Raw genomic sequence first — 16,985 nt, forward strand, 5'->3', positions numbered from 1 at the left:
TAAAAAGCTCCCGATGTTCAGTTTCTTCAAGAAAAAACCGCCTGCCGAATCCCCGGCCGCGCCGGCGCCCTCACCGGCCGCCGAGCCGGCCGCTGCGCCCGAACCCGCGCCTGCGCCCGCTGCCGCACCCGCGCGCTCGGTGTTCTCTCCGTCGAGCTGGTTCGGTTCGAAGCCTGCCGCGGAGGAAGCGGCGCCTCCGCCTGCAGCGCCCCCGGTGGCGCCTCCTCCGCCGCCACCCACGGTTGCGCCACCCGCCGCACCCGTGCCTGCACCTGCACCTGCACCTGCGCCGGTGCCGGTGCCCGCTCCCGCTCCCGCCGTCCTCACCGAAGCCGCCATGCCCGCCGAGCGCAAGGGCTGGTTCGACAAGCTCAAGACCGGCCTGCGCAAGACCGGCACCGGCATCCAGGCCGTGTTCGTCAACGCGCAGATCGACGAAGCGCTGTACGAGGAGCTCGAATCGGCCCTGCTGATGGCCGACGCCGGCGTCAAGGCCACCGAGTTCCTGCTCGACGACCTGCGCGGCCGCGTCAAACGCCAGATGGCGACCGATGCGGCGCAAGTGAAGCGGCTGCTGGCCGATGCCATCACCGACCTGCTCCAGCCGCTCGAGAAGCCGCTGGTGATCGGCCAGTTCACACCGACGGTGATCATGGTGGCGGGCGTCAACGGCGCCGGCAAGACCACCTCGATCGGCAAGCTCACCAAGCACCTGGCCAGCGAAGGCGCCTCGGTGCTGCTGGCCGCGGCCGACACCTTCCGCGCGGCGGCGCGCGAGCAGCTGCTGGTCTGGGCCGACCGCAACACGGTCGAGATCGTGAGCCAGGAAGGCGGCGACCCGTCGGCCGTGAGCTTCGACGCGGTCACGGCCGGCAAGGCGCGTGGCAAGGACGTGGTGCTGGTCGACACCGCCGGCCGGCTGCCGACGCAGCTGCACCTGATGGACGAACTCAAGAAGATCAAGCGCGTCGTCACCAAGGCCGACGCCACCGCGCCGCACGAGGTGCTGCTGGTGATCGACGGCAACACCGGGCAGAACGCCCTGGCGCAGGTCCGGGCCTTCGACGAGACGCTGGGCCTCACCGGCCTGGTGGTGACCAAGCTCGACGGCACGGCCAAGGGCGGCGTGCTCTGCGCGATTGCGCGCGAGCGGCCGATCCCGGTCTACTTCATCGGCGTGGGCGAGAAGCTGGAAGACCTCGAGACCTTCAACGCGCGCGAGTTCGCGCTGGCGCTGCTGGGCTGACGCGCCGGCAGCGGCCGCCCGCCCTCAAAAACCGAAGAGCGAGCGGGTGTCGCAGAGAAAGCCGCTGCAGTTGGCAGGCTTGACGTAGAGCGTCCTGATCTGGCCGCTCGGCAGGCCGTAGTCGCCCACCAGCGCATTGCCCTTGGCGCCCTCGGCGTTCGCCTGCACGATGTAGTCCGCACTGTTGGCCGCGGGCTGCAGGCTCTGGTAGCTGAACGTGGCCGCTTGCGACAGGTCTTTCTCGTAGAGCAGTTTCAGGCCGTCCGAGAAGACGTAGCCGGTCTTGAACCGGAAGCCCTGGGCGCCCTTCGCCTCGAACTGGGCCAGGAAGTCGGAGTCGCTGCCGGGCTGGTCCAGCGCTTCATAGCCGTAGGTGGCATTGCCTTGCGCGTCCTTTTGGAAGACCAGCACCGTGGCTCCGCCGATCATGTACGCGCCGCCGACGCTGTAGTAGCCGCTGCCGCCCTGCGCATTGATCAGCGACAGGTAGGCGGCGCTGTCGGCGGGTGCCGCCTGCACGGCATAGGTGTAGGTCGATGCCGAGCCGTTGTCCTTGCGGTAGAGCGTGCGGATCTGGCCGCCGACCACGTATGGCCCGCCCCACTTGAAACCCCGGGCGCCCTGGGCGTTGAGTTGGGCCTGCAGGTCCGCCGTGGAGCCGGTGTCCGGCAGCAGTTCGAAGGCGTAGGTGGTGCCGGCATCCTTCACGTAGGCCTCGACGACCTCCGTGCTGGTCGGGCTCGTGGGGAAGGCCAGGCCGCTGAAGAAGCGGAAGGCCCTGGCGCCCTGGGCATTGAGTTGGTCGAGAAACGCCGAAGCGTCGGCGGCGGGCGGCAGCGCCTCGTACATGAAGGTGCGGGTGGCCGGGGCGGGTGCCGGGGCCGGGGCCGGGGCGGGTGCCGGAGCGGGTGCCGGGGCCGGCGCGGGTGCAGGAGGCGGCGGAACCCCGTTGCCCCAGCCAACCGGCAGGCCACCACCGCCTCCTCCACCCCCGCCGCCGCATGCCGCGAGGGCCAGCATGGTGGTGGTTGCGATTGCTACCGCTGCAAACTTGAATCTCATTCGGAATCCTCCCTGATCGATGTGTGTGTGCGACCCAGGGAAGGTACGTCCGGGGGGCTGACGGCCACCAGTGCCGAAAGTCATGACATCGCCGGCTAACGCCCCGGCAATTACCAGCCACACATTCGAAAGTATTCGATTCCGGGCCGCTAAGCGCTTGCCGCTCGGGCCATCATCCGGAACAGCGAATCGGCGGCCACCGGCTTGAACAGCACCGGAATCCCGGATTCCCGCACGCGCTGCAGCCTGTCGGGAGAGGTTTCGCCGGTGATCAGCAGCAAGGGAATCGTGGGCCCGCCCTGCCGCCGGCCGCTCAGGCGCAGGCCCACATCCAGCCCATCGACGCCATCGGCCAGCCGGTAGTCGCACATCAGCAGGTCGAAAGGCCGCCTTTCGCTGCTCGCCTGCTGCAAGGCGGCGGCGGCGGCGGCTTCGTCCGCGACGGCGAGCGCGTCGATCGAATGCGAGCGCAGCAGGCCCGTCATGGCTTCGCGGATTTCGGATTCGTCGTCCAGCAGCAGCACCCGCGCGGGCAGTGCCGGGGCCGCTCGCCCGGGCCGTTTTTCCTGCCGCGGCGCCGCAGCCTCGGGCAGGAAAGGTCCGGCCAGCGCGCCCGCCTGCGGCGCGACGGCCGGCAGCACGACGCGGAAATGGGTGCCGCGACCGAGCCGCGAATGCATCTGCACCGGATGGCCCAGCAGGTGCGAGAGCCGCTGCACGATCGACAGGCCGATGCCCAGCCCGCGCGAGCGGTCGCGCCCCGGATTGTCGACCTGGTAGAACTCCTCGAAGATCCGGCTCGACTGCTCGGGCGCAATGCCGATGCCGGTGTCGCGCACCTCGATCCACACGAACTCCCCGCGCTCGCGGGCCGTCACCGTCACTCCGCCGCGCGCGGTGTACTTGAGGGCGTTGTCCAGCAGGTTGGACAGCATCCGGTGCAGCAGCTGGGGGTCGCTGCGCACCCACAGCCCGCTGGCGCGCACACGCAGCTGCAGCTGCTTTTGCTCGGCCTGGGCCGAGAAGGTGTGGTTGAGCGGCAGGAACAGGGCATCGAGCTGGACGGCCTGGCGCACGGGCGTGACCACGCCGGCGTCCAGCCGCGAGATGTCCAGCATGATGTCGAGCGAGGCGCCCAGGGCATTGACGGCGCGCATCAGGCGCTGCGCGTTGAGCTCCTCCGGACGGCCGCGCAACTCGTTCTCGAGCGCGGCGCCGAACAGCGCAATGGCATGCAGCGGCTGGCGCAGGTCATGGCTGGCGCTGGCCAGGAAGCGGGTCTTTTCCCGGCTGGCGCGCTCGGTGGCGGCAATCTGCTCTTCCAGCCGCACGGCCAGGGCTTCCTTCTCGAAGCGCAGGACCAGCGAATCCGCCAGCAGCCTGTGCTCCTGCACGCCGACGCGCAGCATGAGAAACAGGTAGATCGAGGCGAAGGCCGCGAGAAAGAGATGGATGGAGTCGCGCTGCCACGCCAGCGCAACGATCAGCCCGCCCATCATGGGCAGCGTGTGGCCGAACAGCGCTGCCTGGAGCGGCCGCAGCGACTGCACGGCCCGGGCGCAGTTGCCCATCATCACCACCATCAGCGCGGCAGTGACCGGCAGGTTGCCCGCGGGCACGAAGATCCACGGCGCCAGCGCATCGGCAAACCCGAGCAGGGTCACGATGCGGGTGATCCTGCGCGCCCACCAGGCGCTGTCCGCCGCCGGGACCGACGGATTCCAGCGCGGCGTGAAATACATGCACAGGTACAGCGTCAGGTGCAGCACGACGAAGGGCAGCACCATCGGGTCGCCCAGCTGCAGGTACATGAACGCACCGAGCACCAGCACGAAGACGACGCGGGCCAGGAAAGTGGCGTTGTAGTTGAAATAGACCGACGCCACGTGCTCGCGCAGCACGCGCTGGTTCAGCGGCGTGTCGGCCATGCGCGGCGGCTCAACGCAGGCTGCTGATCAGCTGCGCACGCGAACGCACGCCGAACAGCAGCAGGATGGTCGATACGTGGTTCTTCACCGTGCCTTCGCTCAGGTTCGCGAGCTGGGCGATCTCCTTGTTCGCCTTGCCGTCGAGCACCCATTGCAACACCTGCATCTGGCGCGGCGTGAGCTCCTGCCAGGCGCTGGCCCGGGCCGATTCGGCGTAGCCGCCGGGCGCCTTCGGCATGGCGGCGGAAGGGGAAGCTTCAGGCGCGCCGGGCTCGAGCAGGCCGCAGGCGCGGATGAATCCCACCACCTCCTTCAGGTCCGCCGACTTCGGAAGAAAGGCGCTCGCGCCCAGCGCCACAGCGCCCTGCGCCAGCGAGGTGTTGCCGGTGCCCGACAGCACCACGATGCGGGCGGACGGGTGGCGCAGGCGGAATTCCGCGAGGCCGCTCAGGCCGTGGGTGTCGGGCAGCGCCAGATCCAGCAGCACCAGGCGGATCGACTCGCGGTGCCTGCCGTACAGCGCCAGCGCCTCGGCCGCGCTGGCGGCCTCAAAGACCTCGATGCTCGCCCCCGAGGAGGCGGTCTGTGCCTCGATCAGCGCGCGCACGCCGAGCCGCAGCAAGTCGTGGTCGTCCACCACCAGGATCGCGCCAGGCGGGTGCGCCGGGATGCCGCCCTCCAGGGTCGGCGGCGGCGGTTTGGAGGAAGATTCGAGCGAAGGCACGCGGTCAATCTTAGCGACGCGCCCGGCGCGCAACAGTGCACTAAGTCATGGGGTAGCCGCCGTTCCGGGGCATCGCTTGCTCTTGTTTTAATAGCACTTGCCATCCCCTGCGCGCGGGAGCACCATGCGCTACCCGCCGCACCGAACGGCGTTTGGAGACAACAACCATGATGCACACCGCCGATGCCCCGCTGGCAGCGGGCGAGCGCAAGATCGACCGGCTGCTGGCCCACTATGGCGAAAGCCACCGCCACCCGGCCAACGAGCTGATTCACTTCGCCGCGATCCCGGCCATCATGCTGAGCCTGGTCGGCCTGCTGTTTGCGCTGCACCCGTGGGCCGCCTACCTCTTCGTGGCGGCCAGCCTGGTCTACTACGCCACATTGCGCTCCCCCGCGTTCCTGCTCACCATGCTGGCTGGCACGGCCCTGGTGCTGGCACTGGTCCATGCGATGGGGAGCCTTGTACTGCCGGTTTCCGCCGCCATCTTCGTGGTGGCCTGGATCTTCCAGTTCATCGGCCACAAGATCGAAGGCAGGAAACCTTCTTTCTTCGAAGACATCCAATATCTTTGGGTGGGGCCGCTGTTCGTACTTTCGAAGCTGTTTCTGCGCCTCGGTATCCGCTGGTGATTCCCAGGGTCGGACGCCGCCGCAGGCCAGATCGCCGTCCGGCTGACAGCTTTGGCTATCGGTGCGATAGAAACTTAGGGGGAACCCTTGGCTTAGCACTCCCTCCAATCGAGTGCTAATATGGCCAATACAAAGGAGTTTCCCCTGATGACCACGCTGTCTGGAGCCTCTGCCAACCAGCTCGCCGTCGCCAATCCATGGTCGATGGTGCCGCCGCTGGGCAACCTGGATGCTTATATTTCGGCCGCCAACCGCCTGCCGATGCTCACGCTCGAAGAAGAGCAGGGCTTCGCACGCCGTTTGCGCGACCACAACGACCTCGAAGCGGCCGGTGCGCTGATCCTCTCGCACCTGCGCCTCGTGGTGTCCATTTCGCGCCAATACCTGGGCTACGGGCTGCCTCACGGCGACCTGATCCAGGAAGGCAACGTCGGCCTCATGAAGGCCGTGAAGCGCTTCGACCCCGACCAGGGCGTGCGGCTCGTGAGCTACGCCATGCACTGGATCAAGGCCGAGATCCACGAGTACATCCTGAAGAACTGGCGCATGGTCAAGGTCGCAACGACCAAGGCCCAGCGCAAGCTGTTTTTCAACCTGCGCTCGATGAAGCAGGGCTTCAAGGCCGACTCGGCCGCGGCCGACAACGGCACGCACCGCGACACGCTGAGCCCCGACGAGGTGTCGCAGATGGCGACCCGGCTCAACGTCAAGCCCGAAGAAGTGCTGGAAATGGAAACCCGCCTGTCGGGCGGCGATGTGCTGCTCGATCCGGGTCCGTCGGACGACGGCGACGAGGCCTTCGGCCCGATCGCCTACCTGGCCGACGCCACGCAGGAGCCGACCGCCCTGCTCGAGTCGCAGCAGCGCGACCGGCTTTCGAGCGACGGCATCGCCACGGCGCTCGAAGCGCTGGACGAGCGCAGCCGCCGCATCGTCGAAGAGCGCTGGCTCAAGGTCAACGACGACGGTTCGGGCGGCATGACGCTGCACGACCTGGCGGCGGTGTACGGCGTGAGCGCCGAGCGCATTCGCCAGATCGAAGTCGCGGCCATGAAGAAGATGAAGAAGGCGCTGGCCGACTACGCCTGAGCCCCGTCGCCGCGTTTCACCCGAACAAGCCCGGCCGCGTGCCGGGCTTTTTCATGCCTGCTTGGCCAGCGTGCGCAGCGCCCGCCTGGCGATGTAGCGGGTGGCCGGCGTGTCCGATTCGGCCAGCCAGCGCGCGCAGAGCCGGTCGACCCACTCGGGCTGGGTCTTGCTCGCGTCGTTGAGCCAGTTGGCCACCGAATTCTGCACATAGCGGCTGGCGTCGGCCCGCAGCGGCGCGAGGAGCGGCAGCGCACGCCAGGGCTCGGCCTTGAGCGCGTCGATCTGCGCGCACCAGACGCCGCGCGGGCGCGTGAGCTCGCTCGCAAAGCGGCGGATGTTCGGATCGGCGTCGGCCGTCCACGGCTGCAGCAGCGCGAGCGACTCGTCGAGCGAGGCGATGACCGCGTCGCGCACCGCCATCCAGGCGATTTCCCGCACGCCGAAGTGCGGATCGGCGGCAAAACGCCGCACCGCCTCCAGCTGCGCTGCCAGCGGCAGGCCCGAGAGCGTGACCCACTGCGCGGCCCAGCAGCGCGCCACGTCGCTCGCGTGCGTGGCCAGCCGGTGGGCGACGGCGTCGCGCTCGGCATGCGGCGCCGCCAGGTCGTAGAGCGCGCGCGCAATGTGGCCGTGCCGCTGCATCGGCTTGAACGCGCCGAGCATGGCGATGGTGTCGGCCAGCCGCTCGCTGGCCGGATCGAGCCCGATGTGGGCCGCCACGCTGCGCGCGAGCCGCGGCAGCTCGAGCGCCATGAATTCGTTGAGGTTGACGGTCTCGAGCAGCCCGTCGTTGAGCGCGCGCAGCACCTCGGGCGGAATGAGCGCGATGCGGAAGGCGCCCCGGCGCGCCTTCAGGTGCTCGACGGAGGCCAGGGCAAGGGCGGCGTCCATGGGCGCGCGGTCAGGACTTGAGCAGCGCCTTCACGTCCGACACCATCGGCGCCACGCCGGCGCCATAGCGCGCGTAGAGCCGCAGCCGGCCGTCGGTGTCGTAGACGAAGCTGGCGGCCGAATGGTCCATCGAGTAGCTCGTGGGAGTCTTGCCCTCGACCTTCTTGAAGTAGACCTTGAAGTCCTTGGCGACCTGGGCGAGCTGGTCGGCCGTGGGAATCAGCGCGACGAAGCCCGGGTCGAACGCGCCCATGTAGGCCTTGAGCACCTCGGGCGTGTCGCGCGCCGGGTCGACCGTGACGAACAGCACCTGCAGCTTGTCGCCATCGCTGCCGAGCTGCTGCTTGACCTGCGCCATCTCGGTCATGGTGGTGGGGCAGACGTCGGGGCACTGCGCGTAGCCGAAGAACAGCACGACCACCTTGCCCTTGAAGTCGGCCAGCGTGCGCAGCTTGCCGTCGGCATCCTTGAGCGAGAAGTCGCGGGCGTAGTCGGCGCCGGTGATGTCGACCGCATTGAAGCTGGGCTTGGCTTCGCTGCAGGCCGAAAGACCGAGGCCCAGGGTGGCGGCCATGGCGGCCCATCCCGCGCCGCCGGCAATCAGTTGGAGGGCATTTCGCTTGTTCATGGGCACGGGCATTCGGTCAGTCAATCAATCAGCGGAGGTAATGGTCGACGAGCAGTGCCGCGAACAGCACGCTCAAATGGATCAGCGAGAACCGGAAGGTCTTGCGCGCCAGCGCATCGGAGTAGTTGCGCCAGAGGGCGAAGGCATAGCCCGTGAAGCCGATGCTCACGCCCACCGCCACCGCCAGGTAGAGCCAGCCGCTCATGCCGTAGATGAAAGGCATCAGGCAGGCCGCGAACAAGATGAAGGTATAGAGCAGCACCTGCAGCCGCGTGAACTCGTTGCCGTGCGTGACGGGCAGCATCGGCAGGCCGGCCTTGCGGTAGTCCTCGACGCGGTAGAGCGCCAGCGCCCAGAAATGCGGCGGCGTCCACAGGAAGATGATCAGGAACAGGATCAGCGCCTCGGGGCCCACGTCGCCGGTCATTGCGGCCCAGCCCAGCACCGGCGGCATCGCGCCCGAGGCACCGCCGATCACGATGTTCTGCGGCGTCAGCGGCTTGAGGATCACGGTGTAGATCACCGCATAGCCGACAAAGGTGGCAAAGGTCAGCCACATGGTGAGCGGGTTGACCTGGAACCACAGCAGCGCCGAGCCGGCCGCGCACAGCAGCGCCGAGAACACCAGCGCCTGCAGGTCGCTGAGCTGCCCGCGCGCCGTGGGGCGCCAGGCGGTGCGCTTCATCTTGGCGTCGATGCCCTTCTCGACCAGGCAGTTGAACGCCGCCGCCGCACCCGCCACCAGCCAGATGCCGATGCAGGCCAGCACGGCGCGCTGCACGTCGGCCCACGAGGGCAGCCCGGGCACGGCCAGCACCATGCCGATGAGGGCGCAGAAAACGATCAGCTGCACCACGCGCGGCTTGGTCAGCGCATAGAACTGGCGCAGCACGTTGGCGGTGCTTGTCTGCTGCACGGAAATCGGCGTGCTCACGCGGCGGCCTCCCTCTGGTTGTTGTGTGGGGCGCCGGGCGCCTTGTCTGTCTCGTGTGCGGTCGCGGCCACGGCCCCGCGGCGGCTCTCGCACAGCGCCCATGTCAGCACCACGGCCAGCGCGGCGGCGCCCCCGGTGTGCAGGACCGCGGCGACCAGCGGCCAGCCGAGCAGCACGTTGCCGAGGCCGGTGGCCAGCTGCAGCAGCGCGAGCCCCGCGAGCCAGCGCGCCTGCGGCCGCAGCGGCGGCGTGCGGCGCAGCTGCCACGCGAGCACGCCCAGCGCGGCGAACACGGCGTAGGCCATCAGCCGATGCACGTAGTGGATGGCGGTGAGCGCGGAAAAATCGAGCGGCACGCCGCTGCCGGTCACGCCCAGGTGGCGCCAGATCTCGAAGCCCTGGGCAAAATTCATCGGCGGCCACCAGCTGCCCTGGCAGGTCGGGAACTGGGTGCAGGCCAGCACCGCATAGTTGGTGCTGACCCAGCCGCCGAGCGCGATCTGCAGCAGCAGCAGGGCCGAGGTGGCGATCAGCCCGCTGCGCAGCGCAGGCGACACCGGCGTGGGCAGGCGGTCGGCGGCGGCCTGCCGGTAGCGCACCGCCTGGATGCACAGCAGCACCAGCAGCACCACGGCGCCCAGCAGATGCAGCGTGACGATCGCTGGAAAGAGCTTCCAGGTGACCGTGAGCGCGCCGAACGCGCCCTGCAGGCAGACCCAGGCCAGCGTGAGCGCGGGCCACCAGGCGCTGAGCGTGGCGTGCTCGCCGTCCGCCGGCGCGGGCGGCATGCGGCGCTGGCGCCGCCGCACGGCCCAGGTGGCGCCCGCCAGCGCGAGGATCAGCACACCGACGCCGGTGGCCAGGTAGCGGTGCACCATCTCGACCCAGGCCTTGCTGTGCGTGACCGGGCCGGTCGGCTGGGCCGACTGCGCCATGGCGATCTCGTGGCGCGCGCCCACCGGGCTCGCGTTGCCGTAGCAGCCCGGCCAGTCGGGGCAGCCCAGGCCCGAATCGGTGAGCCGGGTGAAGGCGCCGAACAGCGTGAGGTCGAAGGTGAGGAACAGCGTCAGCACGGTGAGCGCATGCAGCCGGCGCGCCGGACCGGCGCCCGCGTTGCGGCGCCACACCCACACCAGCGGGCCGAGCGCGATCAGCACGCCGGCAGCCATCAGCCAGGCGACGGGGGTGAGGTCGTAGAGCGAGCCGGTGTCCATCATGCGGTGCTAGCGGCCGGGCTCGTCCCAGGAGGCGGAGGCGCGCAGCAGGCGGTCGAGGTCGCGCTTGGCGCGGCTCGCGCCCGCGGCGTCCATGCGGGCCGGAAATCGCATCATCCAGTTGCCCATCGGATCGACCACGTACAGGTGCTCGGCCAGCCCATGGCCCGATGCTGGCGCGAGCCATTGGGCCAATTGCTGGGCCGGCACGCGCAGCACGGTGGCGCCGCGCAGGCCGTTGTCCAGCCGCGCCGGAACGGGCGCCGCATCGCTCACGAGCCAGACGCGGTCGAGCCGGTCCTTCTCGCGGCCCAGGCTCTCGCGCAGCTGGCGCTGCAGGTAGAGCTGCTGTTCGCAGAGCGCGTCGCAGGCCGCATCGGCCACCGCCACCAGCAGCCACTGGCCCTTGAGCGTGGCCAGGTCGACCGGCGCGCCGCTGCGGTCCGTGGTGGCGAGCACAGGCAGCGTGCGCTGCGGATCGATGAGCTCGCCGTAGACGCTGCGCCCCTCGGGCCGGATCACGTAGTAGGTGAAGTACGACGCGATGACGGGCGCGGCGCACATCAGCATCACGGCAATCATCTTCCAGCGCCCGGCCACCGTGCGGCGGCCCTCGGCACCGTCGAGCGCCTGGTTGGGCGACGGCATCGAGTGCACCGTCAGGCCCAGCGGTTCGTCAGAGGCTGCGTTCATCGCGTGCGCGGCGCCTCGAGCGGCGGTAGGGGGAAATGATTTGGAACCAGACATAGAGGATGACCACGAGGGCCGAAAGCCCGAACCACTGGAATGCATAGCCGTAGTGCTTCTCCAGACCCAGAGCGGGGGCCGGCCAGTCGCGCTGCAACCCCTCGGAAGCGGGGCCGGCCTGCTGCAGCGACACGTCGGTTCGCAGCGGCAGCTTGGTTTCGGCGCGGAACGCTTCCAGGTCGAGATTCTGCCGGATGGGCGAAGACCCCGCGGATTCCGGTGCCGAGGCGGCTGCGGCGGGCTTGCCGAGCTCGAACAAATGGCCCGGCGGCGGCTCGATCAGGCCCGTGACCTCGACGATGCCCGGCGGCGTCTCGACCGCGCCCAGCTGCGTGCGGTCGTTGAAGTTGCGCTGCACCCATCCGCGCTGGATCATCACGGCCTGGTCGCTGCCTTCCAGGGCGAACGGCGTCAGCACGTAGAAGCCCGGCACGCCATGCATCTGCCGGTTGTCCAGGTAGACCGTCTGGGGCGTCAGCCAGAGGCCGCGCAGCCGCACGGGCCGGTGCAGCTCGCCGGCCGGCGCCTCGAGCGCCAGGAACTCGGCCTGGGCCAGCGGCGGCTTCTGCTTCTGGGCCTCGATCTCGGCCTGCAGCGCCTCTTTCTGCGCGGCGCGCGACAGCTGCCAGCGGCCCAGCGACACCGTGGCGCAAAGGGCCAGCACGGCGGCCAGCGTGACCAGCAGGAAGCGGCCCCGCCTTGGCCTCTGGCGGACGGAATGAAGGGGTTCCGGCGTCACTGGAGTGGATGAGGCGTGCGGCCGATAATCGGGGTCATGAAATATTTCGTCGCCCTGGTTTTCGTGGGCATCTTCGCGAGCCTTGCCTTCGCGCTCTTCTACATGCTGAAAGACGGGCGCAACGGGCGCGCCAAGAGCGGCGGCATGGCGCGCGCCCTCACCTTTCGGATCGGCCTGTCGGTGTTTTTGTTCCTCTGCATGCTGCTGGCCTGGAAATTCGGCTACATCCAGCCCACCGGGCTCCCGCTCGGCAAGTAGATGGTGCTCGTTCCACGAGAACCATGAAAAAGGCGCCTTCCGGCGCCTTTTTTTCTGCATGCCGCGGGGGTCGCTCAAAGCCAGTACACCAGCATGTAGAGGCCGAGCCACACCACGTCGACGAAGTGCCAGTACCAGGCCGCGCCCTCGAAGCCGAAATGGCGCTCCGGCGTGAAGTGGCCCTTCTGCAGGCGCAGCGTGATGAACAGCAGCATCAGCATGCCGATGAACACGTGCAGGCCGTGGAAGCCGGTCAGCATGAAGAAGGTCGAGCCGTAGGCGCCGGAGCTGAGCTTGAGGTTCAGCTCGGTGTACAGGTGGTGGTACTCGTAGCCCTGCACGCCCAGGAACAGCACGCCGAGCAGCACGGTGAGCCACATGAAGCGGATGGTCTGGGCACGATGGCCGGCACGCAGTGCGTGGTGGGCAATGGTGAGCGTCACGCCCGAGCTCAGCAGCAGCGCGGTGTTGATCGTGGGCAGCCAGAACGGGCCGACGGTCTGGAAGGGCTCGACGATGTCGGCCGGCGAACCGGTGGCGCCGGCTGCAACGCTGGGCCACACGGCCTTGAAGTCGGGCCAGAGCAGCGCGTTGTCGAGGCTGCCGAGCGCCGGCAGCGAATGGGTGCGGGTCCACCACAGCGCGGTGAAGAAGGCACCGAAGAACATCACTTCGGAGAAGATGAACCAGCTCATGCTCCAGCGGAACGAGAGGTCGATCTTGTGGCCGTACTGGCCGCTTTCGCTTTCGCCGATGGCGGTGCGGAACCACACGAACAGCGTGGCGAGCCATGCGACCATGCCCGCCAGCAGGGACCAGGCGCCCCACTGGTGGCCGTTGATCCATTGGGCCGCGCCGAGAATCACGAAGAACAGGCCGGTCGCGGCCATGACCGGAAAGGCCGATGGCCCCGGCACGAAGTAGTAGGGCGTGGTGCCGTGGGTGGTTGAACTCATATCAGCTCCTGGCTTTCTTTCTTCTCTCGATTCGATGGGTTCTGGATGTCGTGGGCCATGCGGACCGGGCTCAGGGCGCAACCACGTAGCGCACCAGCAGCACCAGGCCGACGATGAAAACGATGACCGCTGCAAAGGCCACCGCGATGATGTGCAGCGGGTTCAGCTTGGCCAGGTCGTCCTGGTAGGCGCTTTTCTTGCGCACCCCGAAGAACGACCAGCACACGGCCTTCACCGTGTCCCACAGCGTGGCCTTGGGCGGCGTGTTCGGTGCGGTCACGAACGGGGCTCATGGGCAGCATTCGAAACAGCGGCCACCGGGGCCGCGGGCGTCTTGCCGCCGACTTCGAAGAAGGTGTAGGACAGCGTGATGGTCTTCACGTCCCTGGAGATCTTCGGGTCGATCACGAAGGCGACGGGCCACTGCTTCTTCTCGCCCGGGTCGAGCGTGTACTGGTTGAAGCAGAAGCACTCGAGCTTGTTGAAGTACGGCGCGGCCTGCTGCGGCGCATAGCTCGGGATGGCCTGCGCCGCCATGCGGCGGTTCTGCACGTTCTGGAATTCGTAGACCACGGTGTTGAGCTGACCGGGGTGCACCTGAATCGTCCGCTCGGCGGGCTTGAAGTCCCAGAGGGCACCGCGCACGTTGGAGTCGAACTCGACCGTGATGGTGCGCGTGGTGTCGACCTGCGTGTTGTCGGGCACGCGCACGTTCTTGCCGCCGCTTGCGCCCCCCGGCACCTCGAGTTCGCTGAGCGCGAGGATGTTGATGCCGGTCATTTCGCAGATGGCGCGGTACAGCGGCACCAGGGCATAGCCGAACGCGAACATGCCGCAGGCCACCACGGCCAGCTTGCCGACCATGCGGACATTGGCGCGCTTGATGCGTTGACCGAGGCTCATGATGCGGGCGGCTCCGTTGGCTCGTGCTTCAGCGTCCGCTGAACCAGATCATGCGGACCAGGAATCCGAGAAAGAACAGCACGGCGATGGAGGCCAGCGTGAGCCCCATGCGGCGGTTGTTCCTTTTCTGTTCGGGCGTGGTCATCGTGGTCATGCAAGCCGGCGGCCGGTGCGGTTCAGCCGATCACCTTGGTGGCGGTTGCATCGAGCTTGGGCGGGTTCTCGAAGGTGTGGAAGGGCGCCGGCGACGGCACTTCCCACTCGAGGCCTTCAGCCGCTTCCCAGGGCTTCTGCGCTGCCTTCTCGCCCTTGCCGAGCATGGTCGGCAGCACGATGAAGAAGAAGAAGTACACCTGCGCAAGGCCGAAGGCGAAGGCACCCACCGAAGCCACCGCGTTGAAGTCGGCGAACTGCATCGGGTAGTCGGCATAGCGGCGCGGCATGCCCGCGAGGCCGAGGAAGTGCATCGGGAAGAAGGTGACGTTGAACGAGATCAGCGACCACCAGAAGTGGATCTTGCCGCGCGTTTCGTTGTACATCACGCCGGTCCACTTGGGCGCCCAGTAGTAGTAGCCCGCGAACATGGCATAGAGCGAACCGGCCACCAGCACGTAGTGGAAGTGGGCCACCACGTAGTAGGTGTCCTGCAGCTGGATGTCGATCGGGGCGATGGCCAGGATGAGGCCGGTGAAGCCGCCCATCGTGAACACGAAGATGAAGCCCACCGCGAACAGCATCGGGGTCTCGAAGGTCATCGAGCCCTGCCACATGGTGGCGATCCAGTTGAAGATCTTCACGGCCGTGGGCACCGCGATCAGCATGGTCGCGTACATGAAGAACAGCTGGCCCGTGACCGGCATGCCGGTCGTGAACATGTGGTGCGCCCAGACGATGAACGACAGGATCGCGATCGAGGAGGTGGCGTACACCATGGAGGCGTAGCCGAACAGCCGCTTGCGCGAGAACGCCGGCACGATCTGGCTGATGATGCCGAAGGCCGGCAAGATCATGATGTAGACCTCGGGGTGGCCGAAGAACCAGAAGATGTGCTGGTACATCACCGGGTCGCCGCCGCCGGCGGGATTGAAGAAGCTGGTGCCGAAGTGGCGGTCGGTCAGCGTCATGGTGATGGCGCCTGCGAGCACGGGCATCACGGCGATCAGCAGGTAGGCGGTGATGAGCCAGGTCCAGCAGAACATCGGCATCTTCATGAGCGTCATGCCGGGGGCGCGCATGTTCAGGATGGTGACGATGATGTTGATCGAGCCCATGATCGACGAGGCGCCCATGATGTGCATCGCGAAGATGCCGGCGTCCATCGAGGGACCCATCTGCAGCGTGAGCGGCGCGTAGAGCGTCCAGCCCGCGGCGGGCGCGCCGCCGGGCATGAAGAACGAGCCCACGAGCATCAGCGCGGCGGGGATCAGCAGCCAGAAGCTGAAGTTGTTCATGCGCGCGAACGCCATGTCGGATGCGCCGATCTGCAGCGGGATCATCCAGTTCGCGAAGCCGACGAAGGCCGGCATGATGGCGCCGAACACCATGATCAGGCCGTGCATGGTGGTGAACTGGTTGAACAGCTCGGGGTTCACCAGCTGCAGGCCGGGCTGGAACAGCTCGGCGCGGATCAGGAGCGCAAGCACGCCGCCCACCATCAGCATGGTGAAGCTGAACAGCAGGTAGAGCGTGCCGATGTCCTTGTGGTTGGTGGCGAACACCCAGCGGCGCCAGCCGGTGGGCGCTGCGTGGTGCTCGTCGTGTGCGTGGCCGTCGTGGGCGTGACCGTGGGGGTCGAGGACTGCACTCATTTCGTTGTTCCTTGCAATTTCTTCGTCGCGGGGCGCTTGGACGCGGTCACTTGCCGCGCAGGGCCAGAACTTCGGCCGGCTGCACCAGCTGGCCCGTCTTGTTCGACCAGCTGTTCTTGGTGTAGGTGGCAACGGCCGCGAGGTCGGTGTCGCTCAGCTGCTTCCAGGAGGGCATCGCGCCATTGTTCTGGCCGTTGAGCAGCACCGTGAGCTGCACCTTGTGGTCGGTGTCGAGCACCTTGGGGCTGGCGTCCAGCGGCTTGATCGGGCCGGCGCCCTTGCCGTTGGCCTGGTGGCAGGCCGCGCAGTTGGCGGCATAGACCTTCTCGCCGCGCGCCAACATGTCGGGCAGGGTCCAGACCTTGCTCGGATCGTCGAGCTTGGCCGCGGCTTCCTTGCGCTTGCCATCGACCCAGGCCGTGTAGTCGGCGGCCGAGACCACCTTCACGTGGATCGGCATGTAGGCGTGTTCCTTGCCGCAGAGTTCCTGGCACTGGCCGTAGTAGTCGCCCACGGTCTCGGCGCGGAACCAGGTGTCGCGCACGAAGCCGGGAACCGCGTCCTGCTTGATGCCCAGCTGGGGCACGGCAAACGCGTGGATCACGTCGTTGGCGGTGGTGATGATGCGCACCTTCTTCTGGACCGGCACCACCATCGGGTTGTCGACCTTGAAGAGGTAGTCGTCGGGCATGGCACCCTTGGCACCGGCGTCGGACATGGCGCGCTGCGAGCTGTCGAGCGTGGAGATGAAGGCCAGGCCCTCGCCTTCGCCGTTCAGGTAGTCGTAGCCCCACTTCCACTGGTAGCCGGTGGTCTTGATGGTGAGGTCGGCGTTGGTGGTGTCCTTCTGGGCCACCAGCACCTTGGTGGCGGGCAGCGCCATCACGATCACGATGATGAAGGGCACGATGGTCCAGATGACCTCGACCACCACCGATTCATGGAAGTTGGCCGCCTTGTGGCCGACCGACTTGCGGTGCTTCCATATCGAATAGAACATGACCGCGAACACGGCAACGAAGATGACCGTGCACAGGATCATCATCACCGTGTGCAGGAAATGCTGTTCCTGCGCAATCTTGGTGACGCCCAGCGGAAGATTCAGCTGGCGCACCGAGGGGCCGCCGGGCAGATCGTTGACTGCGTGCGCCGCGCCGCTGAAAGCCGCGCCGGCCGCCAGCAACAGATTCGCCGGCCTGTACTTATTGCGCCAAATGCTCTTCATC

The 16,985-nt window shown here is 67.7% G+C and carries 19 protein-coding genes; 4 read left to right on the forward strand and 15 right to left on the reverse strand.

Annotation, left to right across the window (positions count from 1 at the left end; translation table 11 throughout):
- Nucleotides 1-13: 13 nt before the first annotated feature.
- Entirely contained in the window at nt 14-1,246 is a 1,233-nt protein-coding gene (gene ftsY, locus ACAM58_RS21670; RefSeq protein WP_369663549.1) for a signal recognition particle-docking protein FtsY, read from the forward strand.
- A 24-nt stretch (nt 1,247-1,270) separates the two neighbouring features.
- Here ftsY and ACAM58_RS21675 read toward each other — a convergent pair whose 3' ends face one another.
- The 3 genes from ACAM58_RS21675 to ACAM58_RS21685 all read right to left on the reverse strand — a co-directional run bounded on the left by ACAM58_RS21675 (nt 1,271) and on the right by ACAM58_RS21685 (nt 4,960).
- Entirely contained in the window at nt 1,271-2,308 is a 1,038-nt protein-coding gene (locus ACAM58_RS21675; protein ID WP_018906719.1) for a hypothetical protein, read from the reverse strand.
- A 149-nt stretch (nt 2,309-2,457) separates the two neighbouring features.
- Nucleotides 2,458-4,236, reverse strand: a complete 1,779-nt coding sequence (locus ACAM58_RS21680) for a hybrid sensor histidine kinase/response regulator (protein WP_018906718.1) — start codon at nt 4,234-4,236, stop codon at nt 2,458-2,460.
- A gap of 10 nt (nt 4,237-4,246) precedes the next feature.
- Nucleotides 4,247-4,960 carry a response regulator transcription factor gene (locus ACAM58_RS21685; RefSeq protein WP_038108002.1) on the reverse strand — a complete coding sequence of 238 codons (714 nt, stop codon included), beginning with the start codon at nt 4,958-4,960 and terminating at the stop codon, nt 4,247-4,249.
- Between the two features lie 167 nt (nt 4,961-5,127).
- On the opposite strand from ACAM58_RS21685, the gene ACAM58_RS21690 reads away from it, so the two are divergent.
- Nucleotides 5,128-5,592: a DUF962 domain-containing protein gene (locus ACAM58_RS21690; protein ID WP_018906716.1), complete on the forward strand. Its 465-nt coding sequence runs from the start codon at nt 5,128-5,130 to the stop codon at nt 5,590-5,592.
- A 147-nt stretch (nt 5,593-5,739) separates the two neighbouring features.
- Nucleotides 5,740-6,681 carry an RNA polymerase sigma factor RpoH gene (gene rpoH, locus ACAM58_RS21695; protein ID WP_018906715.1) on the forward strand — a complete coding sequence of 314 codons (942 nt, stop codon included), beginning with the start codon at nt 5,740-5,742 and terminating at the stop codon, nt 6,679-6,681.
- 51 nt (nt 6,682-6,732) lie between these two features.
- Here the strand turns inward: rpoH and ACAM58_RS21700 are convergent, their stop codons facing one another.
- The 6 genes from ACAM58_RS21700 to ACAM58_RS21725 are packed head-to-tail and all read right to left on the reverse strand — an operon-like array spanning nt 6,733 to nt 11,834.
- Nucleotides 6,733-7,572, reverse strand: coding sequence for a DNA alkylation repair enzyme (locus ACAM58_RS21700; protein ID WP_018906714.1), 840 nt, complete (start codon nt 7,570-7,572; stop codon nt 6,733-6,735).
- A 10-nt stretch (nt 7,573-7,582) separates the two neighbouring features.
- Nucleotides 7,583-8,200, reverse strand: a complete 618-nt coding sequence (locus ACAM58_RS21705; RefSeq protein WP_026284245.1) for an SCO family protein — start codon at nt 8,198-8,200, stop codon at nt 7,583-7,585.
- Nucleotides 8,201-8,228: 28 nt separating this feature from the next.
- Nucleotides 8,229-9,134: a heme o synthase gene (gene cyoE / locus ACAM58_RS21710; RefSeq protein ID WP_015867152.1), complete on the reverse strand. Its 906-nt coding sequence runs from the start codon at nt 9,132-9,134 to the stop codon at nt 8,229-8,231.
- The gene (locus ACAM58_RS21715) at nt 9,131-10,351 is read right to left on the reverse strand and encodes a heme A synthase (RefSeq protein ID WP_018906712.1); all 1,221 of its coding nucleotides are present in this window, start codon (nt 10,349-10,351) and stop codon (nt 9,131-9,133) included. Before ACAM58_RS21715 ends, cyoE begins: the two co-directional genes overlap by 4 nt.
- 6 nt (nt 10,352-10,357) lie before the next feature.
- A complete protein-coding gene (locus tag ACAM58_RS21720) occupies nt 10,358-11,041 on the reverse strand; it encodes a hypothetical protein (RefSeq protein ID WP_018906711.1) in 684 nt (227 codons plus the stop codon).
- Nucleotides 11,025-11,834 carry an SURF1 family protein gene (locus ACAM58_RS21725; protein WP_018906710.1) on the reverse strand — a complete coding sequence of 270 codons (810 nt, stop codon included), beginning with the start codon at nt 11,832-11,834 and terminating at the stop codon, nt 11,025-11,027. The genes ACAM58_RS21720 and ACAM58_RS21725 overlap by 17 nt, the downstream gene beginning before the upstream one ends.
- A 36-nt stretch (nt 11,835-11,870) precedes the next feature.
- On the opposite strand from ACAM58_RS21725, the gene ACAM58_RS21730 reads away from it, so the two are divergent.
- Nucleotides 11,871-12,092 (forward strand): twin transmembrane helix small protein, encoded by a 222-nt coding sequence (locus ACAM58_RS21730; protein ID WP_015867156.1) that lies wholly within the window; start codon nt 11,871-11,873, stop codon nt 12,090-12,092.
- Nucleotides 12,093-12,166: 74 nt separating this feature from the next.
- On the opposite strand, the gene ACAM58_RS21735 is transcribed toward ACAM58_RS21730, so the two are convergent.
- The 6 genes from ACAM58_RS21735 to coxB all read right to left on the reverse strand — a co-directional run bounded on the left by ACAM58_RS21735 (nt 12,167) and on the right by coxB (nt 16,984).
- Nucleotides 12,167-13,048, reverse strand: coding sequence for a cytochrome c oxidase subunit 3 (locus tag ACAM58_RS21735; RefSeq protein WP_015867157.1), 882 nt, complete (start codon nt 13,046-13,048; stop codon nt 12,167-12,169).
- Between the two features lie 70 nt (nt 13,049-13,118).
- Entirely contained in the window at nt 13,119-13,328 is a 210-nt protein-coding gene (locus ACAM58_RS21740; RefSeq protein WP_015867158.1) for a DUF2970 domain-containing protein, read from the reverse strand.
- A complete protein-coding gene (locus ACAM58_RS21745; protein WP_018906709.1) occupies nt 13,325-13,951 on the reverse strand; it encodes a cytochrome c oxidase assembly protein in 627 nt (208 codons plus the stop codon). Before ACAM58_RS21745 ends, ACAM58_RS21740 begins: the two co-directional genes overlap by 4 nt.
- 28 nt (nt 13,952-13,979) lie before the next feature.
- Nucleotides 13,980-14,096, reverse strand: a complete 117-nt coding sequence (locus ACAM58_RS21750) for a cytochrome oxidase small assembly protein (RefSeq protein WP_208856271.1) — start codon at nt 14,094-14,096, stop codon at nt 13,980-13,982.
- Nucleotides 14,097-14,127: 31 nt separating this feature from the next.
- Nucleotides 14,128-15,759: a cytochrome c oxidase subunit I gene (gene ctaD, locus ACAM58_RS21755; protein WP_015867161.1), complete on the reverse strand. Its 1,632-nt coding sequence runs from the start codon at nt 15,757-15,759 to the stop codon at nt 14,128-14,130.
- Nucleotides 15,760-15,805: 46 nt separating this feature from the next.
- Nucleotides 15,806-16,984 (reverse strand): cytochrome c oxidase subunit II, encoded by a 1,179-nt coding sequence (gene coxB / locus ACAM58_RS21760; RefSeq protein ID WP_015867162.1) that lies wholly within the window; start codon nt 16,982-16,984, stop codon nt 15,806-15,808.
- Nucleotide 16,985 lies beyond the last annotated feature (1 nt).

It is taken from the genome of Variovorax sp. V116, from assembly GCF_041154435.1.
Taxonomy (GTDB): Bacteria; Pseudomonadota; Gammaproteobacteria; order Burkholderiales; family Burkholderiaceae_C; genus Variovorax; species Variovorax paradoxus.